The 18,338-nt window shown below is 44.1% G+C and carries 21 protein-coding genes; 15 read left to right on the top strand and 6 right to left on the bottom strand.

All coding sequences use genetic code 11. The features are described 5' to 3' along the window. Nucleotides 1-9 precede the first annotated feature (9 nt). Together HMPREF0083_RS26200 and HMPREF0083_RS05470 are read left to right on the top strand one after the other, a co-directional pair. Nucleotides 10-360 carry a hypothetical protein gene (locus tag HMPREF0083_RS26200; protein ID WP_021620128.1) on the top strand — a complete coding sequence of 117 codons (351 nt, stop codon included), beginning with the start codon at nucleotides 10-12 and terminating at the stop codon, nucleotides 358-360. Between the two features lie 261 nt (nucleotides 361-621). Beyond that, nucleotides 622-1,728: a site-2 protease family protein gene (locus tag HMPREF0083_RS05470; RefSeq protein WP_021620126.1), complete on the top strand. Its 1,107-nt coding sequence runs from the start codon at nucleotides 622-624 to the stop codon at nucleotides 1,726-1,728. A gap of 165 nt (nucleotides 1,729-1,893) precedes the next feature. Here HMPREF0083_RS05470 and HMPREF0083_RS27890 read toward each other — a convergent pair whose 3' ends face one another. Further along, complete coding sequence (locus HMPREF0083_RS27890) at nucleotides 1,894-2,046, bottom strand: hypothetical protein (RefSeq protein WP_155847224.1); 153 nt, start codon at nucleotides 2,044-2,046, stop codon at nucleotides 1,894-1,896. A gap of 320 nt (nucleotides 2,047-2,366) precedes the next feature. On the opposite strand from HMPREF0083_RS27890, the gene HMPREF0083_RS05465 reads away from it, so the two are divergent. Together HMPREF0083_RS05465 and thiI are read left to right on the top strand one after the other, a co-directional pair. Next, nucleotides 2,367-3,521: a cysteine desulfurase family protein gene (locus tag HMPREF0083_RS05465; protein ID WP_021620124.1), complete on the top strand. Its 1,155-nt coding sequence runs from the start codon at nucleotides 2,367-2,369 to the stop codon at nucleotides 3,519-3,521. Between the two features lie 5 nt (nucleotides 3,522-3,526). Beyond that, nucleotides 3,527-4,732: a tRNA uracil 4-sulfurtransferase ThiI gene (gene thiI / locus HMPREF0083_RS05460; RefSeq protein ID WP_021620123.1), complete on the top strand. Its 1,206-nt coding sequence runs from the start codon at nucleotides 3,527-3,529 to the stop codon at nucleotides 4,730-4,732. A gap of 75 nt (nucleotides 4,733-4,807) precedes the next feature. On the opposite strand, the gene phaC is transcribed toward thiI, so the two are convergent. The 3 genes from phaC to phaR form a co-directional block, all read right to left on the bottom strand. Beyond that, complete coding sequence (phaC, locus tag HMPREF0083_RS05455) at nucleotides 4,808-5,851, bottom strand: class III poly(R)-hydroxyalkanoic acid synthase subunit PhaC (RefSeq protein ID WP_370952495.1); 1,044 nt, start codon at nucleotides 5,849-5,851, stop codon at nucleotides 4,808-4,810. Nucleotides 5,852-6,161: 310 nt separating this feature from the next. Further along, nucleotides 6,162-6,905 (bottom strand): 3-oxoacyl-ACP reductase, encoded by a 744-nt coding sequence (locus HMPREF0083_RS05450; protein WP_021620120.1) that lies wholly within the window; start codon nucleotides 6,903-6,905, stop codon nucleotides 6,162-6,164. A gap of 98 nt (nucleotides 6,906-7,003) precedes the next feature. Then, a complete protein-coding gene (gene phaR, locus HMPREF0083_RS05445) occupies nucleotides 7,004-7,498 on the bottom strand; it encodes a polyhydroxyalkanoic acid synthase subunit PhaR (RefSeq protein WP_051354546.1) in 495 nt (164 codons plus the stop codon). Nucleotides 7,499-7,833: 335 nt separating this feature from the next. Between phaR and phaQ the strand changes: the two genes are divergently transcribed. From phaQ to HMPREF0083_RS05430, 3 genes are all read left to right on the top strand, one after another. Beyond that, nucleotides 7,834-8,271, top strand: coding sequence for a poly-beta-hydroxybutyrate-responsive repressor (phaQ, locus tag HMPREF0083_RS05440; protein WP_040301592.1), 438 nt, complete (start codon nucleotides 7,834-7,836; stop codon nucleotides 8,269-8,271). Nucleotides 8,272-8,353: 82 nt separating this feature from the next. Then, nucleotides 8,354-8,932, top strand: coding sequence for a polyhydroxyalkanoic acid inclusion protein PhaP (phaP, locus tag HMPREF0083_RS05435; protein WP_021620117.1), 579 nt, complete (start codon nucleotides 8,354-8,356; stop codon nucleotides 8,930-8,932). A gap of 92 nt (nucleotides 8,933-9,024) precedes the next feature. Continuing rightward, complete coding sequence (locus HMPREF0083_RS05430) at nucleotides 9,025-9,468, top strand: MaoC family dehydratase (RefSeq protein WP_021620116.1); 444 nt, start codon at nucleotides 9,025-9,027, stop codon at nucleotides 9,466-9,468. Nucleotides 9,469-9,777: 309 nt separating this feature from the next. Here HMPREF0083_RS05430 and HMPREF0083_RS05425 read toward each other — a convergent pair whose 3' ends face one another. Further along, nucleotides 9,778-10,167, bottom strand: a complete 390-nt coding sequence (locus HMPREF0083_RS05425; protein WP_021620114.1) for a YtxH domain-containing protein — start codon at nucleotides 10,165-10,167, stop codon at nucleotides 9,778-9,780. 146 nt (nucleotides 10,168-10,313) lie between these two features. On the opposite strand from HMPREF0083_RS05425, the gene HMPREF0083_RS05420 reads away from it, so the two are divergent. From HMPREF0083_RS05420 to HMPREF0083_RS05390, 8 genes are all read left to right on the top strand, one after another. Then, nucleotides 10,314-10,832 (top strand): CHASE3 domain-containing protein, encoded by a 519-nt coding sequence (locus HMPREF0083_RS05420; protein WP_040301590.1) that lies wholly within the window; start codon nucleotides 10,314-10,316, stop codon nucleotides 10,830-10,832. Further along, nucleotides 10,820-12,268, top strand: coding sequence for a methyl-accepting chemotaxis protein (locus HMPREF0083_RS05415; RefSeq protein ID WP_148315877.1), 1,449 nt, complete (start codon nucleotides 10,820-10,822; stop codon nucleotides 12,266-12,268). The genes HMPREF0083_RS05420 and HMPREF0083_RS05415 overlap by 13 nt, the downstream gene beginning before the upstream one ends. 17 nt (nucleotides 12,269-12,285) lie before the next feature. Beyond that, on the top strand, nucleotides 12,286-12,429 hold the full coding sequence (locus tag HMPREF0083_RS28660; protein ID WP_167331542.1) for a hypothetical protein: 144 nt from the start codon (nucleotides 12,286-12,288) through the stop codon (nucleotides 12,427-12,429). Nucleotides 12,430-12,790: 361 nt separating this feature from the next. Beyond that, nucleotides 12,791-13,492, top strand: coding sequence for a class II aldolase/adducin family protein (locus tag HMPREF0083_RS05410; protein ID WP_021620109.1), 702 nt, complete (start codon nucleotides 12,791-12,793; stop codon nucleotides 13,490-13,492). Further along, nucleotides 13,489-14,550, top strand: a complete 1,062-nt coding sequence (gene mtnA, locus HMPREF0083_RS05405; protein ID WP_021620108.1) for an S-methyl-5-thioribose-1-phosphate isomerase — start codon at nucleotides 13,489-13,491, stop codon at nucleotides 14,548-14,550. The genes HMPREF0083_RS05410 and mtnA overlap by 4 nt, the downstream gene beginning before the upstream one ends. Before the next feature lie 194 nt (nucleotides 14,551-14,744). Then, nucleotides 14,745-15,113, top strand: coding sequence for a group I truncated hemoglobin (locus HMPREF0083_RS05400; RefSeq protein WP_040301588.1), 369 nt, complete (start codon nucleotides 14,745-14,747; stop codon nucleotides 15,111-15,113). Between the two features lie 153 nt (nucleotides 15,114-15,266). Then, on the top strand, nucleotides 15,267-16,940 hold the full coding sequence (locus HMPREF0083_RS05395) for an ABC1 kinase family protein (protein ID WP_051354545.1): 1,674 nt from the start codon (nucleotides 15,267-15,269) through the stop codon (nucleotides 16,938-16,940). Further along, nucleotides 16,937-17,185, top strand: coding sequence for a hypothetical protein (locus tag HMPREF0083_RS05390; protein WP_021620105.1), 249 nt, complete (start codon nucleotides 16,937-16,939; stop codon nucleotides 17,183-17,185). The genes HMPREF0083_RS05395 and HMPREF0083_RS05390 overlap by 4 nt, the downstream gene beginning before the upstream one ends. Nucleotides 17,186-17,287: 102 nt before the next feature. Here the strand turns inward: HMPREF0083_RS05390 and HMPREF0083_RS05385 are convergent, their stop codons facing one another. Continuing rightward, nucleotides 17,288-18,202, bottom strand: a complete 915-nt coding sequence (locus HMPREF0083_RS05385; protein WP_051354544.1) for a phosphatase PAP2 family protein — start codon at nucleotides 18,200-18,202, stop codon at nucleotides 17,288-17,290. Nucleotides 18,203-18,338: the final 136 nt, after the last annotated feature.

Here is an 18,338-nt window from a genome sequence, read left to right as displayed (position 1 = left end):
TGAACCGGTATGAAAAAGCCAAAGCAATCAGGCAAAGTCATTCCATTTCCGTTTCGGGAAGAATTTGCAAGCGAAGCACATGCACAGACTCCACTGCGTCGGTATATTATTCAAAAACGACGGAACAAGCAGGAGTATCAGGAGGCGAACGAGCGGAAGAAAGAGGGCGGAATAGGGCTCGGCATCCTTGGGCTAATAATGGCTATCCTGGCTTTTTTTATGATGCCAATCGTGCTTGGTATCTCCGGTTTTATTGCCGGATATATTGCAGCTGCACGGGGTTCGAAGGCCGGGCGATGGGCGATGGGGCTGTCCACCGTTGCGGTGATTCTCACCTTGCTGCTGCGTCCTTTCTATTAATTGAGCGGCCTTGCTGTACCCCTCATTTTGGCCGCGAAAGCCGGATAAGCATCCGGCTTTTTTCTATGGCTAGGGAAGGATAGATGAGAACCGGTTGCGCTCTTCCATAGTCTGCCCCACTTTAATGTTATGATTGTCGTATTGGGTGGAATTGTAGCTGTGCTGTTGTGGCAAACCATACAATAGAAATATTGAAACTTCCTTCAAGCTTTCCCGTATAAGCATAAAGTAAAGATATTACAAATAAGGAGGCAACAACCGTTGGCTGAAATAAAGAAGAAAAAACGCGGCTGGGGCGCGGCCGGAGGATTGCTAGGATTTCTCGCTCTCTTCGGCGGTAAGCTGAAATTTCTGCTTCCCTTATTGAAAATGGGAAAATTCGGTGCGACCATTTGGACAATGGTATTATCGATAGGGGCATATATGTTGATATATCCATGGACATTCGCGCTTGGTCTTGTTATGATGCTATTCATCCATGAGATGGGGCATGTGTGGGCCGCGAAGCGCAAAAACCTTCCCGTTTCCGCTCCAGCCTTTCTTCCGTTTCTTGGCGCATTGATTATGATGAAAAAACAGCCGAAAGATGCGGAAACAGAAGCCTATGTGGCATTGGGAGGACCGCTGTTGGGTACGCTGGGAGCGGTTGTAGTGCTGTTGCTCGGCATTATGACTGGTTATCCGGTACTGTATGCTATCGCTATGATTGGTTTTTTTCTTAATTTAATTAATCTGCTGCCGATTCATCCATTGGATGGAGGCCGCATCGTTACCGCCATCTCCCGTTGGTTATGGTTGGTTGGTTTAATCGGCGGCTTAGTCGTTATTGTATATCTTAAAGCGATTATTTTTCTCATTTTCTGGGGCATATTCGCATGGGAATTATACAGTAAATATGTTCGGAAAAAGAAGAAGGATAAAGATGGTTCTCGCTTGAAGATGGAGCATGCTTTATTATGGGTACCTGTGCGATCATTCGAGGAGAAAGGATTATTTATTCCGGCCACGGAACATCGTCGTGCTTTGCCGTTTATGCATGTTGGTGACGTAGAGAAAAAGCAGGATATGCTAATAATTGGCTATCCCGGAATTGAAGAGACAAAAACATTTAACTACACTAGCGGACTTGTGCATGATGTACAGCTTGTCATGACGGAAGTTGTCGGAGAACAAGTGAAGATGTCCGTAGAAATGAAAGTGGAGCCGTATGAAGAAGAACAAGGGATGATTCGAGACGACAAGTACTATGAGGTATCGCCACGTACCCGTTGGGTGTATGGCCTGGCATATTTCGGACTTGCAATTACGCTAGGGCTTCTTATGGTTTATACGTCCGTTCAAATGCCACAAATTCCGCTTGCGGGATAGGAAAATTAGGAAAAAATCATGTGCTTCTTCGTTCGTCCTTTTTCGGCGAAAAAGCAAAACGATTTTTGGGTAGCATGACATAAACAAAAAGCCGGCACTCTTGCATTTGCAGAAGTGTCGGCCTTTTATCTCTCCATCTTATTCTCTTTATTTTTATTCGTATATTTATCCGTTATATACCTCAGTCAAGAAGATATCCGTATCAAGATGTTCAAAGCCCTGTGTTGACTTTGCTTGCAGGGCATACAATTCACGCTGTAGCCTGGCGATTTCTGCCTCCATCTTTTGAAGTTTCTCTACCTTTACTGTCACAGTCATGTTAATCTCTCCTTTTGTTTTAATATTCTGAAAAATTAACATTCGACTTTGAACGCTCATTGTTCTATACAATTTGCTTAGTTGTCGACGTATTTTTAATTTATTGAAAACTATAATAACAGGCCCTATTTTATTTGTAAATAGGGTTTTCGAATGTAATCGTTTTCAAGTAGAAGGAAATTTTAGAATGTTATAATTTGTTCACGAAAGATTACTATTTTCGAAATGAAAACAAATATGCTATGATAAAATTTGAACTTTTTTCTACTTGTACGGGTAATACTATGGTAAAGAATTTGTAGGGTAAAGAAGGGAAAAGCATGATTTATTTTGACAATAGTGCAACGACGCGTCCGTATCCTGATGTGCTGAAGACGTTTGGTGACGTGGCGGCTCAGTATTTTGGCAATCCCTCTTCGCTTCACCATCTAGGAGGAAGAGCGGCTCAGCTGCTCGAACAGGCGCATAAAGTTGCGGCTGATTGCCTTGGAGTACGATCAAGTGAAATCGTATTTACGTCCGGCGGTACCGAGAGTAATAATGCCGCTCTAAAAGGTGTGGCACAGCAGCATCTGTCGCGTGGAAAACATATTATTACGAGCAGTGTAGAGCATGCATCTGTCTATGAAACATGCAGACAATTGGAAGAGCAGGGATATTCGGTTTCGTATCTGCCGACTGATGAGAAAGGCCGGGTACGTGTTGAGGATGTTCAACGTGCTCTACGCGATGATACAATCCTTGTATCAGTTATGTATGTTAACAGCGAGCTGGGAACTGTACAACCGATTGAAGAGATTGGTCGTCTGCTTGCTGATTATCCGAAAGTGTACTTTCATGTTGATGCCGTACAGGGATTCGGTAAGCTACCGCTCCTTCCAGGTAAATGGGGCGTGGATTTACTATCTCTATCTGCACATAAGTTTCATGGATTGCGTGGCTGCGGACTTCTATATGTCCGTCGTGGTGTAATGTTAGCTCCACTTATTATAGGTGGAGGACAGGAGTCCGGCTACCGTTCCGGAACAGAAAACGTACCTGGCTTCGTCGCTATGGCCAAGGCGATGCGCATACAGCGGGACAGCCTGGAGGCGAGCCGTTCACACATGAAAAGGTTGCGGAATCGTTTAATAGATGCATTATCGCCGCTTGCATACTGCAAGCTGAATGGCCCTAGTAAAGATGACGAGTGCGCGGCGCCACACATCGTTAATTTCTCGTTTCCTGGGGTGAAAGCAGAAGTGGTCGTGCACGCGCTTGAGAAGAAAGATATATACGTCTCAACCCGTTCCGCCTGTTCATCTAAGACGGATAAGCCGTCCCGTGTGCTGCTGGCCGCGGGAGTGGAGGAAGAACGAGCCAAAAGCGCATTGCGCGTCAGTTTTTCTGCTGATAATTCGGAAGAAGAGGTCGATGCGTTTGTGCGTGCGATCGAAGAAATTGTGCCAAATCTAGTGAAGATAATGAGGGTGTAAACATTATGCAGTATGAGCATATTTTAATTCGTTATGGTGAGTTAGCGCTTAAGAAGCGTAATCGAGGAGAATTCGAGTCGCAGCTTGTCCGCAATATCAAAAAAAGCTTAAAAGCACATCCGAAGGTGCAGGTAGAGCGTGTATACGGTAGGATGTATCTTGTATTAAACGGAGAACCGTATGAGCAGGTAGAAGCTAAGCTAAAAAAGGTGTTTGGTATCCATTCATTCAGTCCAACGCGTTTCTTACAGACGTTTGACCTGGAAGCAATTCAGCACGCGGCCCTTGAAGCCGTGTTAGACGTAGAGCCGGCACCACGTACATTCAAGGCAATTGTAAAGCGGCCCAATAAGCAGTTTCCACATCGTTCACAAGAGATGAACCATCTTATAGGGGGATATATACTACGTAATACAGACGATCTAAAAGTCGATGTTCACAAACCCGATGTGGAAGTCAGAGTAGAAATTCGTGTTGAAGGTGTCTTTATTTCGTGTCGTACCGTTCGCGGTATGGGAGGGCTTCCAACTGGAAGCAGCGGTAAAGCGATGCTTATGCTCTCAGGAGGGATTGATAGTCCTGTCGCTGGATGGATGACAATGAAGCGTGGTGTTCGCATTGAAGGTGTACATTTTCATAGTTATCCATTTACTTCAGAGCGGGCCAAGCAGAAGGTTATCGATTTGGCGCGTATTCTGACACAGTACAGCGGTGGAATGAAATTGCATATCGTGCCTTTTACAGAGATTCAGACTCAGATACGACAGCATTGTCCGGAGCATTATACGATTACGATTATGCGCCGCTTTATGATGCGGATTACAGAACGTTTGGCACAAAAGCACGGTGCGCTTGCGATTGCTACAGGGGAAAGCCTGGGTCAGGTCGCTTCACAGACAATGGAAAGCATGTATACTATCAATCATGTGATCAATACACCTGTTCTGCGACCGGTGGTAGCGATGGATAAAGAAGAGATTATGACGATTTCTAGGCAAATTGAGACGTATGAAACATCCATTCTTCCGTATGAGGATTGCTGTACGGTATTTGTTCCGAAATCACCAGTCACACGTCCAAAGCCTGAAGTAGCAGAAAAATTTGAACAAGTGTTAGATGTGGAACGACTCGTGGATGAGGCCGTTGCTGCAGTGGAGAGTATCTGGATTGATCCGGTGGCTGAAGAACCGGAGCATCAGGATTTCTTCTAAATTGAAGGAAGAAACAAGATTGGATAAATAAAAATAGAGCGGGATGCCGCTCTATTTTTATTTATATCTATACGATTATTTTGAACGCTGCTCCAGCCAATCGCCTACGGAAGGATATGTTTTGTTAATCGCCTGGCGGCCAAAGCATACCGATACATGTCCGGTTGGCATCTCCATATAAGTTTTATCCTTGCTGGAGATAATCGGCATCAGGGCTTCTACTTGATGCGGAATCGCAATATGATCTCGCTCAGCGGCGATGTTCAATACATTGGCTTTAATATTGCTCAAGTCAACTTGTCGTCCTCGAATATATAGTTCACCCTTGAGCAGTTTGTTGTGCTGATAGAATTCACGAATCCATTGTCGGAATGCCTCACCAGGGAATGGGATGCCGTCATTGACCCATTTCTGCATCAGCTTCCATCCGTTTACAAAGTTTTCGTTCTCCGCCCGATCTACAAGATTTATATAAGGACCGTAGAAGTTGACAATCGGTTTCAGCATTTTATTGCCGAAATCGATCATTTCTGGCGGAACGACTCCCATTGTATCAACCATCTTATCCAAATTAAAATATTTCTCGTCGAGCCAGTTTGTGAACAGGCCAGCATCGGCAAAATCAAACGGGCTCGTCATGAAAATAATGTTACGAATCGGCAACTGCGGATGCAGCGCGGCGAAAATGGAAGTCATTGTACCCCCCATGCAGTAGCCAAGCAGAGAGATTTCTTCAGCCCCCGAGGTTCTGAGCACTTTGCGTACAGCACGTGGAATATAGTCCATAATATAGTCGTCAAGCTTCATATGCCGATCTTCGAGTGCAGGTGTACCCCAATCGAGCAAATATACATCAAATCCGCGATTCACCAGGTATTCGATAAGGCTATTACCAGGGGCAAGATCGAGAATATAAGGCTTATTAATGAGGGCATATACCATTAGCAATGGAATACGATGTTTTTTCGGCAGTGCTGGCTGATAACGGTACAGCTTTGTTTTATTTTTTGTCCAGATTACTTCTTTCGGCGTCAAGCCGACTTCCGGTTCCGCTTCCGTAGTTAATACTTCTGAAGCCTTTTTGAAGCGTCGGTATGTGCGCTGCATTTCTTGGGGCATAGAGTCAAGCAAATCTTCCAAACTTTTGGTCACTGGAGCTGACATAATCAATTTCCCCTCCAACATAAATAAATGTTCTCTTTATACAACTATATACATCAGATTTGATAAATCGACACATTTTTGTGGTGGGAGGTAAGAAGAAAGGAAGGGCGGTGGGCGGGAGCCGGAGCGCAGGGCGCATCCAACCTCTTCTCTTTTACGAATCTCCTACTTCCAACCACGCTACTTTGTCAAAATATCAAGTGTAATTTATATAGAGCAGAGTGATACACATAAAATATTTCGTAAATACGTTGTTCATATGTATTTACATATAAAGCCCGCCGTTTATATTTAATTGTTGCCCTGTAATATATTCGCCGTCCTGGCACAAGTAGAGAACACCACGTGCAACTTCCTCTGGAAGCCCGAAGCGACGTGCAGGGACTTTTGCTACGATTTGAGCACGAATCTCATCTGGAATCGCCTGCACCATTTCTGTATCGATAAATCCGGGGCAGATTGCATTCACGGTTGTCCCTGTCTTTGCAAGTTCGAGCGCGAGGGATTTGGTGAAGCCGATCATACCGGCCTTAGCTGCAGCGTAATTCGTTTGTCCGAAGCCGCCCGCTTGACCGATGATAGAGGAGATGTTGATGATGCGCCCTGCGTCCGATGATTGAATGTGGGAAAGTGCTGCTGTTGACATGTTATAGACACTGTTTAAGTTGACATCAATAACATTTGTCCAATCTTCCTCGGTGATTTTGCGGAAAGTGCGATCACGGGTAATGCCGGCATTGTTTACTAGGATATCCAGTTTGCCATATTTATTGATGGTTTCTTCTACCAGCACGCGTGCCTGCGCCGGATCGGATACGTCTGCCTGTGCTGCAAATGCTTCGCCACCCGCTTGTTCAATTTCTTGAACGACAGCATCTGCGGCTTCGCTGTTGCTGTTATAGTTGATGGCCACTTTTACACCGTTTGCTGCCAGTTCCTTTGCAATTGCTGCGCCAATTCCACGAGACCCGCCTGTTACAATCGCTACTCTACCGTTTACATTCACCATAAACAATAACACCCCTTAGCTGACATCAATTTTTATCAAGAAAATGATGAATCGAAATCATACCTAGAAATCTCTTGTAATAGCACGGATAAACAAGCTTATGCGTCTTTTTGCTCTGTTTCTTTGCTTTGTTCGTTCTCCTTGGCAGCAGCTACCTCTTTGACGGATGCTTCTTTCGTTTCTGCCTGTTTTTTTAGTACATCCAAGATTTGATCAAGTTTTTTATCAAGATTTTTCATATCGGATTTTAGTTTGTTGACTTCGCGGCTGACATTTAGACTGTTAATCTGATGAGAAAGATCTTCTTCGATCATTTCTTCCAGATTATCGACTTTAGCCTCAAGGTTGACGAGCAGAGAGGCCAGATTGGAAAGATCGGTGCGGGAAGGCATGTTTGCCTGGGCCAGATACTTCTCTGTCGATTGCTGTATCATGCTCTGATACTGCAAATATACATTTAGAAATTGTCCCATCCACGCCGAAAAATCCTCTTTGCTCATCGATTCATTAAACATTTTACTCCAGTGGGACTCGGTTTTGTCGTATACGTCTTTCCACATTGAAAAAGGGTCGAACGGATTTTGCTTACTCACTGGTTCATCTCCTTTTTTGTTTTTTTCCACCTCACCAATATATGGGCCTGGGAGAAAATTATGTATGTAAAAGGTAGTTCATGTAAAAGTATAGTCAACAAAACAAAGGAACTCAAATAAAAAGATTCGATAAATTACGTCATTTTTTTTAAGGTTTTATGAAGTTTAAGTGAAGATAGGTATTTTATTGCCTGCCAACTATTGACAGAATGCATAAGAAGGGATTACGGTCAGAAAAATGATTTGGAAAAATTTTAAGAGGAAAGGTTTGACAAAAAGATTTTATAGGTGTAAATTACACATAAGAGATATTTACAGATTTGTAGGTGATGCACATGTCTGCGAGTGAAGAAAATTCTCGCTCAGGCGCTCAATCAAAAGACGAAAAAACGATAGGCGGAGCGCCCAAAAATTTAATGGTTCCTTTTTTGCTTCTGAGTTTGCGAGGCTGGAATGTCCATGGGTATGAGCTAATACAGCAACTTATTAAATTCGGATTTCCCTCTATCGATCAGGGAAACGTATATCGAACGCTTCGACAGCTAGAAAAAGATAATATGGTGAAATCAGAGTGGGATACTTCAACCGGCGGACCTGCCAAACGGATTTATTCGCTTACGGACGCCGGGGAACAGTATTTGAAGTCATGGGCTTCCTCGCTTGAGCAATACCAATCGATGCTGGATAGATTCTTCACGATGTATACGGGATTTTTTATGCCTTCGTCAATGGATATGTACCGGACGGACAAGGAAAAAAAAGAAGAAAAGTAGCCTTTTATGGCGGTACTGCAGCATGCTGCACTTACCATAAACATTTTTCTTTTACACATGTTTATAAGGAGGAATTGAGCAGATGGCTATTAACAAGAAAAACGAAAAAGAGTCGACGATTGTGCAGGCGCAAAGCCAGGGGAGTGCGGCTTCAAGCGTAATCGATGCTGTGTGGGACGGCTGGATGAACGGTGTTAAGATGATGTACGCCTATCAGCGTGAAATGGAGAATTTGACGTTACAGACTCTTGAACGCCAAAAAGAAATCTGGGCTAAAACAACAGAAAATATGGATAAAATGGAAGAGGAGATGAAAAAATTCCTCGAAGACATTAAAGTTAATTATCAAAACAACGTAAAAAATATTGGCGGCGAGCAAATAAGCAAGACCTTCGAAGAATGGACTCAACGCCTTGAAGAGATTGCGGCACGGATTCAACAACTAACGTGGACACCGGGTAAAGCTAATATGAATGTAGTTAATAAGTCCCAAGAGCAGCTTGAAGCGTCTCTTAAAAACGTAATTGCCCAGCAGCAAAGAACTCGGGAAGAAGTACAATCGCTGATGGATAATTTTTTGCAACAGGTAAAAGCAACACAGAAAGGCGTAGTTGATTCTTTTGAAGCGAATAAGAATAACACGATAAGCTTGTTAAAGTAAACACCTCCCCCTGATAGCCAGGGGGCTTTTCCTTGCTTATTTTGTCGAAAAATGTCAAGAAATCAAGTTAAAAAAGAAAGAGGAATATAGAAATGGATATATATGAAAAATCCAAGCACGTAGTTGAGCGCTCGTACGCTGATATTCATGTTGGAGATACCGCTGAGGTAGTAAAAACGATTACGGATGAGGATATTGTGGCATTCGCTCAGCTTACCGGTGATGTTAATCCGATTCATCTGGATAATGAGTTTGCGAAGAAGACGTTTTTTAAAGAAAGAATTGCCCATGGAATGTTGACTGCCAGCTTCATATCCACTGTATTAGGTACTCAATTACCTGGTACCAATACAATTTATCTGTCACAAAACCTAAAATTTAAAGCTCCGGTCAAAATCGGGGATACGATTACTGCAATCGCTGAAGTGGTAGAAAAAAGAGACGATAAGAAACTTATTAAATTGCGTACCAATCTCGTGAATCAACAACAAAAGGTAGTTGTTGAAGGAGAAGCAATGGTAATGAAAATGGAGTAGCGGCACGCTACTCCATTTTTGATGTGTTACCCCAAGGGTGTTGATTATCCAATATGATCCAGAGAGGATCGTCATCACACCGTGCCCCAAACGGGCGTCGGTTCGTCTCCCGCCCCGTAATACCCAGATGTTTTGCCGGTCCGGCCCTGGCGCCACAAAGCGGCCGTGTCTCTTCCTCGTGAGAAAGACGAGGGAACACGCCGACGCGTGCACCTTCTTTCTTCCACCTTATAGATAATCAACAGGTGTTGTGTTACCCTATTCATTTAATTTGTATAACGATCAGAAGTGATGTTATCGTCCATATAATTAATTGTCGTAGTGGATGCAGTTTCGCCCTTCATCTGAAGTTTCTGATGTTGCATTGCGCATGCTTTCTTTCGCATCTTCCACTATTTCCATTACACGATTGGAAGACATGAATTCTATTGTTTTGTCTTTAGCCTTTGCCGTACTTCGGAAAACATCTTCGCGTGTTGTTTTGTCTGCAAGAATAATCGCTGTGGCACCAAGTACTCCACCGGCTACAGTTCCCCAGATAAGCTTGTTCATTGATTTTTTTACTGTTCGTTTTTCTGCCTGTGTCCAATCTGTACTACGTGCATCTTCTGCCATCCCGGTGCGTTCGACACGTTCGACGGAAGCGTCCTCACACCGGTTGTAGCTATTAGCGGATGTATTGCTTGTGTTGTTGCTCATCAGTAGTTCCCCCTATCGGTTATTGTTATGTATGAAGTACCCCAATTTGACAAAAATGAAAACGAAAACGAAGAGAGCAGGAAAATATTCTTATTCGTCGAACTGGTTGATATAGGCCTTAGGGAGATGTTTGTTAGGAGAAAGGAATGTACAGAATGAATAATTGGTCTGTGAAACGAAAGCTGTTCTCCGTTTTGTTTGTAGTGGTGTGCGGGTTTGCGTTGTTGCTCCTACTCAATGAATGGTCAAAAAGTCAGTTGTTGTCCGCTTCGGCGGAAAAGGACCATGCTAGTCAGAAAATCAGAATGACGCAAACAGTCGTGCTGGAAATGGCGGAAGCGCAGCGCAGTGCCTCTGAGACATTGTTAGCTCCTGACAGTAAAAAAGCAGATAAAGTCATGGAGCAAGTAGACAAAGCACGCCAAACGCTTGTGAACATACAGAAAGAGGCGAAAAGCCCAGACGAACAAAAAGTGTTGAAAGAAGTTCTAGCATTAATAGAAACGTACAAAAGTTTTTTTAGCGGTGTCTATCAAATTGAGGAGAGCCTAGGGAAAGTCGGGGAGACAAAAAATAAACCCGTCTATCAGACGCTGCTTATGCAAATCGAAGAAAAATCATTCAGACAAAGAACCAGCCGGCAGTACGTCCTTTGTTGGCCATAAAGAAACTAGAGAGCGATTATTTGTATCAACAGGAAGAGAAGAATACGGTGCAAATGAAAGCAGCGCTGGCAGAGATGAAGCAAGCGGCACCTGAGCTTGCCCCACAGATAGAGCAGTACGAGCAAGCGTATGAGAAGCTGGTTTATACAGTGGAAAATGAGAAAGTTATGATTGCAATGTACCATGATGCAGCTAATAAGATGGGGCCACTTGCCAGCTCTATTCAAAAAACTGCACAGAACAGTTACGAGGCAGCGGAAAACAGGGAGAAAGCGGCTATCATGGTGATGAAGTGGCTGCCGCCCGTGGTAACGGGTCTCATTGTTCTTTTTACTGTCCTTTTTATGCTCTATATTAATCGGGGAATTCAGAATTCGATCCAGCTGTTATTGCAGCTTGCTGAACGATTAAAGCAAGGTGACTTGCGAGGGGAAAGCGGGAGGTATTCCGGCGACGAGCTTGGACGTCTGGCTGCAGCATTTGATGATGTACGCCGAGCGCTGCGAAGCATCATTGAGTCGTTGAATCAAGATGCACAGGTGGTGAATCAATCCTCGACTAATTTAACAACAGTGTTTCAGCATTTCTCATCGCAAAGTCAGGAAACGGCTGTCAGCATCGATTCGATTGCACGTCACGCAGCCGATCAGAAAGATATCAGTCGTCAATTTGCTACACTGATGCAAGAATGGCAGCAGGATATGGATGAGATTACAGTTCAGACAGAACAGACGGATGAGAAGGTCAAGGAGCAGGGAGAGATTACAAAACGGGGGGTACAGGCACTCGGCAATCTGGCTGCAGCCACAGATAGAAGCTATGCCTTGTTCCAAACAATTGAAGACGTAGTAGAGGAATTGGCTTGTAAGTCGCGTAATATAGAGAAAATTACTAGCGTTATTAGCGGAATTGCTGAGCAGACCAATCTGCTGGCATTAAACGCATCCATCGAGGCAGCACGTGCAGGCGAAGCAGGAAAAGGATTCAGTGTGGTAGCGGAAGAAGTACGTAAGCTGGCGGAACAATCCCAGCATTCTGCGCTTGAAATTCAGCATTTCATCGAAGAGATGAAGAAACAAGTAACGGATGCGGTCAATTCAGTACAGGCGGCCGAGAGCCAATTCGAACAGCAGAAGAAAGAACAGCTTAGTACGCGGCAGGTATTCGATGCTACGCAAGCAGGGATGCTATTGATAGAAGCGTTTACAGAGAAAACCGGTGAACTGGTGGAAAAGATGAACACACAAAAAATGCAATTGCTACACTATATTGAAGATATTAGCCTGTCTTCTAGGGAGATGGCAGAATCAACGGCTCAATTAGCCAGTGCAAGTGAACAGCAGGCTATGGCTTTGCAGAATATTGCAAACAGTGCGGATGAATTGCATGGATTGGCTGATTCTATTGTCCGTCAAGGTGAGAAATTTGCGTTATAACGAGGAGTGAGATTACGATGCGCGAATACGTTGGAACATGTATGGAATGTGGAGCGCAAGTATACTGTCATGATGGGTTTATTGGCGGGGTTGTACTAGAAGCAGGTAATCTTTTGTGTTTTCCTTGTTTTGAAGCAAAGGATGAGAAACAGGAAGAATAAGGGGCTATCTCTATAGCCATCAAGTAAGAGGCTGTCTCCAAAATTCTGCTTTTGGGGACAGCCTCTATCATTGAGAAGATTAAGCTTGTTCTTTGGCTTCGGTAATTAATCGGGTAATCTCATATACGCTCGGAAACTCCCACTCACTCCATTCAGATTGCTCCATTGTTCCCGCTCCTTTCTTGCAGTTTGGATTATATCAACGTATACTCAATGAGTAAACTGTAGGAAGTATATTAGTAGCGTACTTTTTCAGATAGGTGAATTTTTCACTTACCTCTTTTATTAGTTTACCCAATATCATCGAATTTATTCCCTGTTTTACAAATTTGTGCATGTCCGTTTGGAGGGGGAACGATTTATGAACAAAATTACCTTGGCCCATGAGATTGTAGAAGTGGGGAGGCGTATATACCAGAGCGGCTTCGTTGCTGCAAATGATGGCAACATTAGTGCACGTGTCGATGAAGAACACGTAATGATTACGCCAAGTGGAGTTAGTAAAGGTTTTATGGAAGCTGATTCTATGCTGCTCATACATCTCGCTTCAGGACAAGTTGTTGACGGAGCAGGACGTCCATCTACAGAAGGAGCTATGCATTTTGATATTTATAAGCATCGGCCGGATGTTCAGGCGATTGTACATGCCCATCCTCCGACTGCGACAGGTTTTGCAGTGGCGGGGATTCCGCTTGATCAGCTGGCCATGCCAGAATTGATCGTTGCGATGGGAACGATTCCACTTGCGCCATACGGCACCCCAGGAACGGATGAATTGCCGGAGGCGTTGCGTCCTTTTTATGAAGAGCATGATGCGATTCTGTTGGCTAATCATGGTGCTGTGACGATGGGACGGACCTTGACAGAAGCGCTATTTAAGATGGAGTCAGTAGAGATGTGTGCCAAGATTTTGTTTACGGCACGCATGCTGGGAAGTGTGCGCGAACTGCCGGATGAACAGGTGGATAAACTGGTGGAAGCCCGTTCGTTTTACGGACTTCAAGGAGCGCATCCGGGTAAGAAGATTATTCAACAACGTCATAATAAGGGGGAGAAAAAGTGACGAAAACGTATGAACCACTTCAATCCGTACGCTGGGATAATGATGAGCTTATTCTTCTTGATCAGACCAGGTTACCGGAGCAGACCGAGTTCCTAATCCTGCAGGATGTACAACAAGTATGGGATGCGATTGAACGATTGAAGGTCCGGGGAGCGCCAGCTATCGGCATAACCGCTGCCTATGGCGTGTATGTCGCAATACGTGATTTTGCGGCCGCTACAGTAGATGAACTGTTGGTCGAAGTGCAAAAGCAGGCAGATTATCTGGCAACTTCGCGCCCGACAGCGGTAAACTTATTCTGGGCGCTGGATCGGATGGTGCGTCGAGCAAAAGCTGCTGCCGTGCAAGGTGAATCCATGACAGGGATAAAGCAGATATTATTGAGTGAAGCGCAAGATATTCAAGCGGAGGACGAGGCTGTATGTCGCGCAATTGGAGAGCATGCGTTGACTTTGTTCTCGGATGGCATAGGTTTGCTGACACATTGCAATGCAGGCGGACTCGCTACTGCCAAATACGGCACAGCAACAGCCCCGATGTATTTGGCGCACGAGAAAGGCTGGAATATTAAAGTGTTCGCCGATGAGACGCGGCCGGTTCTACAGGGAGCCCGCCTTACCGCATATGAATTGCAGCAGGCAGGTATTGATGTAACGCTTATTTGCGATAACATGGCTGCAAAAGTTATGTCAAACGGTTGGGTGCAAGCAGTCATTGTCGGTACGGATCGCGTTGCGGCCAACGGTGACGTCGCCAATAAAATCGGCACATACGGGCTAGCTGTACTGGCACGCGCTCACAATATTCCGTTCTATGTCGCAGCTCCATTGTCCTCCATTGATATAAAGACACCTACCGGGAAGGAAATTCCGATTGAAGAACGGGAAGCAGATGAGATTATTCGGGGGCTGGGCCGTCAAGTGGCTCCAGCCGACATTAAAGTATACAACCCGGCATTTGATGTAACACCACATGAATATGTAACGGCGATTATTACGGAAAAAGGAATTGTACGCGCACCGTATACAGACAATCTGCAAGCGCTATTTCAAAAATAAAAAGACAGTAAAGAAATACAAAACAGGGAGAAGGATATTAATCTTCACCCTGTTTTTATTTTTTAAATGTAATAGTTATTAGGGTATACTATATAAAAAAGTTATTGTCAGTGATAAATGTCATATCTCTAACTTTCCTTTCAGTTTATACTAGGTATGTGAAGAAAACCGAAACAAAAAAGGAGAGAATATATATGAACACAACACAGCAAAGTTTATACGAACGTTTGGGTGAACAGGAAGGCATCGCTAAGGTAGTGGATGTGTTCTATGATCGAATTTTGGCAGACGATACGGTAAATCATTTCTTCAAAAATACTGACATGGAAAAACAGCGTCGGCACCAAACGATGTTCATCTCTTTTGCGGTCGGCGGTCCGCATAAATATACGGGAAAAGCTATGACAAAAGCGCACGAAGGTATGAATATTAAGCATGAGGATTTTATGGCCATTGTAAATCATCTGGTTGCGGCATTGAAGGAATTCAATGTAACAGATGAAGATATTCAGGCTATTGCCGAAAAGCTTCTTCCAATGGAAAAAGACATCATTGAAAAGTAAACCTATTCTGCAATTTGTATGAAGAACCGTGTAGAAAAGTCTATGCGGTTCTTTTTTGTTGTCATTTCGTTGATATAATGGACTGTGAAGCGTGGAAAAGTATATATGTTGGTATATATAATGTAAGTATATGATAAAAACAGGAGATGGAGTATGATTCATAACCGTTATTATCGCATCTTTGCTATTGTTTCCATGACGGTACGCTTTTTCCTTCAGGTCTGGTGGTTTCATCGTACACATCGAGGTGCCAGCAGAACAGATGTTCAGGAACAGTGGGAAGCTCTTGTCGAAAAACAGGCCCGAGAATATAAGCATACGGCGTTGAAGCTAGGTGGGCTTTTAATTAAGATGGGCCAGTTTCTCAGCACGCGTGCGGATATTATGCCGCGTGCGTTTACATCTGAACTGTCAGATTTGACAGATCGTGTTCCTTCCGTCCCCTGGGAGAAGAGCAAGGCCATTATTGAACAAGAATTGAACCAGCCTGTTGAAAATGTTTTTGTTTCGCTGTCAAAAGAACCTATCGCTTCTGCCTCTATCGGTGAGGTGTATAAAGGGTATTTGAAAAACGGCGAAAAAATTGCACTGAAGGTACAGCGTAAGGGCATTGAAAAAATCATTGATGCTGATTTTGCGGCGACACGTGTCGTTGTGCGGCTTGCCAAGCGCTTTACCCGCTTCGGTAAAACGATGGATTTAGATGCCTTATATCGTGAACTGGAACGTACGATTTCACGTGAACTGGATTTTCGCAAGGAATACGCGCATGCTAAACGCTTTGCCCAGATGTATGAAGGTAGCACAACAGTAGAAGTGCCACGGTATTATGAGGAGTGGATGACGCGCCGGATTCTGGTCATGGAATGGATAGAAGGTGCCAAAGTAACCGATCATAGCTTTTTGGAGGCTCATCATATCGATCGCGATGTTTTAGTGCAACGGCTAACCAACTTGTTTTTGCAGCAGGTACTTCTCCATGGATTTTTTCATGCGGATTTGCACCCGGGAAATATTTTTATTCGTTCCAGCGGAACTATTGTGTTATTGGATTTCGGTATGGTTGGAGAAATTAAACAGGCAGCACGCCGTCATATTCAGACGCTCATTCAGGCGGTTGTACTGAAAGACTATGATTTAATGGTGCAAGCATTGGATGCTCTTTGTTTTTTGACGCCACAGGCCGATCGAGAGCAGGTTAAAATAGCGTTACAAGTTGGATTGGAGATGTATTTAAATCGGGCCTTTGAAGCGCTTGATGATGAAATGCTTGAAGAAATACAATTGCAAATTCAGGACTTTGTGCGGGCACAACCGATTCAGCTTCCAGCCGAATATGCTTTTCTCGGGCGTGCAGTCAGTACGGTTGTTGGTGTGGTGACGACCATTAAGCCGGATGTAGACTTTCTTGAAGTGGGACGGCCCGTTGTCTCGGAATGGTTGAATCAGCAGGAGAACAAGCAGAACAATCGTCGGTTGGCTGTTCAATTGCTGCGGGACGCTGCCCGGGAAATGGCGACTTTGCCCCGCCAGGTAAACCGTTTCATCGATATGTCTGTTGAAAAAGAATATAGGGAACGACGTATAAGCGAAACGAAGCAATGGCTTGTGCATTATCGCAACAAGCAGCTTGCCACACTTGCCTTTACGCTGGCGGGATGGGGTGGTGCACTAGTTTTATGGATAACGGGTCATCCGTTGGAGACATATGTCAGTCTGGGGGTAACAGCGCTCGCATTGCAGCAATGGTTTCTATCGTACCGCAAAGCGGGCAAATTGCTGAAAGAGCAGGAAGGAAAAACATGGAACAGAGGTGAGGGAAGATGAATCAAGAAAATGGAGAGGAAAAAGTATACAAACAGGCAACGGAAAGACGTGGCCGTTTCGAGTTCAAGGTGGAAGGCCTAAAAGATGGATACAGGTTCACTGTTCGAGGAGATGAGGAAAAATTGAAGGAGCAGCGGAGAGTGGGGGCGGCTTTTGTCAATTTTTTAAAGCAGTCTGAACGCGCCGGCTGGTGGATTCCCTGGCCCTTCCGTTTGTTGTTGCGATTTTGGAGCCGATATAAATAATCGCAAAGCGGGAAGCGTATCCGCAGATGTTCTACTTTCTGATTCATAAAAGTGAACTGACATCAAAAAGCCTGCAACCTTTTGAAGATTGCAGGCTTTTTATTATTTTGAGGCGCGGGCTTGTGCTTGAAGCTGTTTTTTTGCCATCATCTTCTCCAGCTTTTCATATAGCTTATCTACAAGCTTAACGGTTGCATATCCCAGCGCCATACCAGCGATAACATCGATAATCCAGTGGATTTCCAGGTACATTGTCGAGAAAATAACCAATGAACAATACGTAACCATGATACGGCGGAAAATTTTTCCCTTTTCCCGTAGTGCAAGCAGTAAAATTGCGAAGGAAACAGACGTATGCATGCTAGGAAAGCAATTCAATGACCATACTGCTGCCTGCTCGGGTGTAAAATTGCGTGCCATGCCGTCAGGATGGCCGAGCACGTACCATACTTCCTGTAGCAGGACAGTGGCATAAAATGGTACAATAATTGGAAGCTGAAATGTGTGACTGGACAGGACATAACGTAGCATTTTAGCCGCATCTCGTGCCAAAAAGCTGCGAATAACAGCTACCCAGAGTGCGAGTGAGAAGCCATATCCATACACCCAGCGTAAGAAAATGGTAAACCATTCCGGCTGGTAGAGGCGGAAGATAGCGGCATCATTAAACGGAATATTACGGAACAGGTTATTCCAGTTAAACCAATGGTTAATATGGTCCTTTTCATAGGAGGCAAGCACATACCAGATATGTGGCGCATTTCGGTAAATATAATATAATATGAACAACAAAAAGACGCCTTTCGGAAGAAAAGAGAGCCAGGGTACGTCCTTTTGATCTTTATTGAAATCCAGTAACAAAAGCCCTAGAAATAGCCAATTGAAGATGATCCAATTCTCAACAGTAGAAATATTCCACACAGTGGCGCCAAAGCATATAAACAGTATAATAAACAGAGCACGACGTATCCCTGGATAGTCACTAACGCTTTGCAGCACAGACATGACACGTTGCAATATGTACACACCTCTTGTTTCTCTTCTATTTATTTTATTCCTCATTATACTCAAAAGTATTGACCACTACTATATATTTTAAAAAAACATCACACCTGTTGGTTATCCATAAGGTGGAAGAAGGAAGGTGCACGCG

The organism is Aneurinibacillus aneurinilyticus ATCC 12856 (assembly GCF_000466385.1).
GTDB classification, from domain to species: domain Bacteria; phylum Bacillota; class Bacilli; order Aneurinibacillales; family Aneurinibacillaceae; genus Aneurinibacillus; species Aneurinibacillus aneurinilyticus.
This window is presented reverse-complemented; position numbering and strand designations above follow the sequence as displayed.

Excerpts from the sequence above, each read along its gene's own strand:
- HMPREF0083_RS26200 (WP_021620128.1), top strand. The coding sequence starts at position 10 with ATGAAAAAGCCAAAGCAATCAGGCAAAGTCATTCCATTTCCGTTTCGG.
- HMPREF0083_RS27890 (WP_155847224.1), bottom strand. The coding sequence starts at position 2,046 with ATGACTGTGACAGTAAAGGTAGAGAAACTTCAAAAGATGGAGGCAGAA.
- HMPREF0083_RS05465 (WP_021620124.1), top strand. The coding sequence starts at position 2,367 with ATGATTTATTTTGACAATAGTGCAACGACGCGTCCGTATCCTGATGTG.
- thiI (WP_021620123.1), top strand. The coding sequence starts at position 3,527 with ATGCAGTATGAGCATATTTTAATTCGTTATGGTGAGTTAGCGCTTAAG.
- phaC (WP_370952495.1), bottom strand. The coding sequence starts at position 5,851 with ATGCCCCAAGAAATGCAGCGCACATACCGACGCTTCAAAAAGGCTTCA.
- HMPREF0083_RS05450 (WP_021620120.1), bottom strand. The coding sequence starts at position 6,905 with ATGGTGAATGTAAACGGTAGAGTAGCGATTGTAACAGGCGGGTCTCGT.
- phaQ (WP_040301592.1), top strand. The coding sequence starts at position 7,834 with ATGTCTGCGAGTGAAGAAAATTCTCGCTCAGGCGCTCAATCAAAAGAC.
- phaP (WP_021620117.1), top strand. The coding sequence starts at position 8,354 with ATGGCTATTAACAAGAAAAACGAAAAAGAGTCGACGATTGTGCAGGCG.
- HMPREF0083_RS05430 (WP_021620116.1), top strand. The coding sequence starts at position 9,025 with ATGGATATATATGAAAAATCCAAGCACGTAGTTGAGCGCTCGTACGCT.
- HMPREF0083_RS05425 (WP_021620114.1), bottom strand. The coding sequence starts at position 10,167 with ATGAGCAACAACACAAGCAATACATCCGCTAATAGCTACAACCGGTGT.
- HMPREF0083_RS05420 (WP_040301590.1), top strand. The coding sequence starts at position 10,314 with ATGTACAGAATGAATAATTGGTCTGTGAAACGAAAGCTGTTCTCCGTT.
- HMPREF0083_RS28660 (WP_167331542.1), top strand. The coding sequence starts at position 12,286 with ATGCGCGAATACGTTGGAACATGTATGGAATGTGGAGCGCAAGTATAC.
- HMPREF0083_RS05410 (WP_021620109.1), top strand. The coding sequence starts at position 12,791 with ATGAACAAAATTACCTTGGCCCATGAGATTGTAGAAGTGGGGAGGCGT.
- HMPREF0083_RS05400 (WP_040301588.1), top strand. The coding sequence starts at position 14,745 with ATGAACACAACACAGCAAAGTTTATACGAACGTTTGGGTGAACAGGAA.
- HMPREF0083_RS05395 (WP_051354545.1), top strand. The coding sequence starts at position 15,267 with ATGATTCATAACCGTTATTATCGCATCTTTGCTATTGTTTCCATGACG.
- HMPREF0083_RS05390 (WP_021620105.1), top strand. The coding sequence starts at position 16,937 with ATGAATCAAGAAAATGGAGAGGAAAAAGTATACAAACAGGCAACGGAA.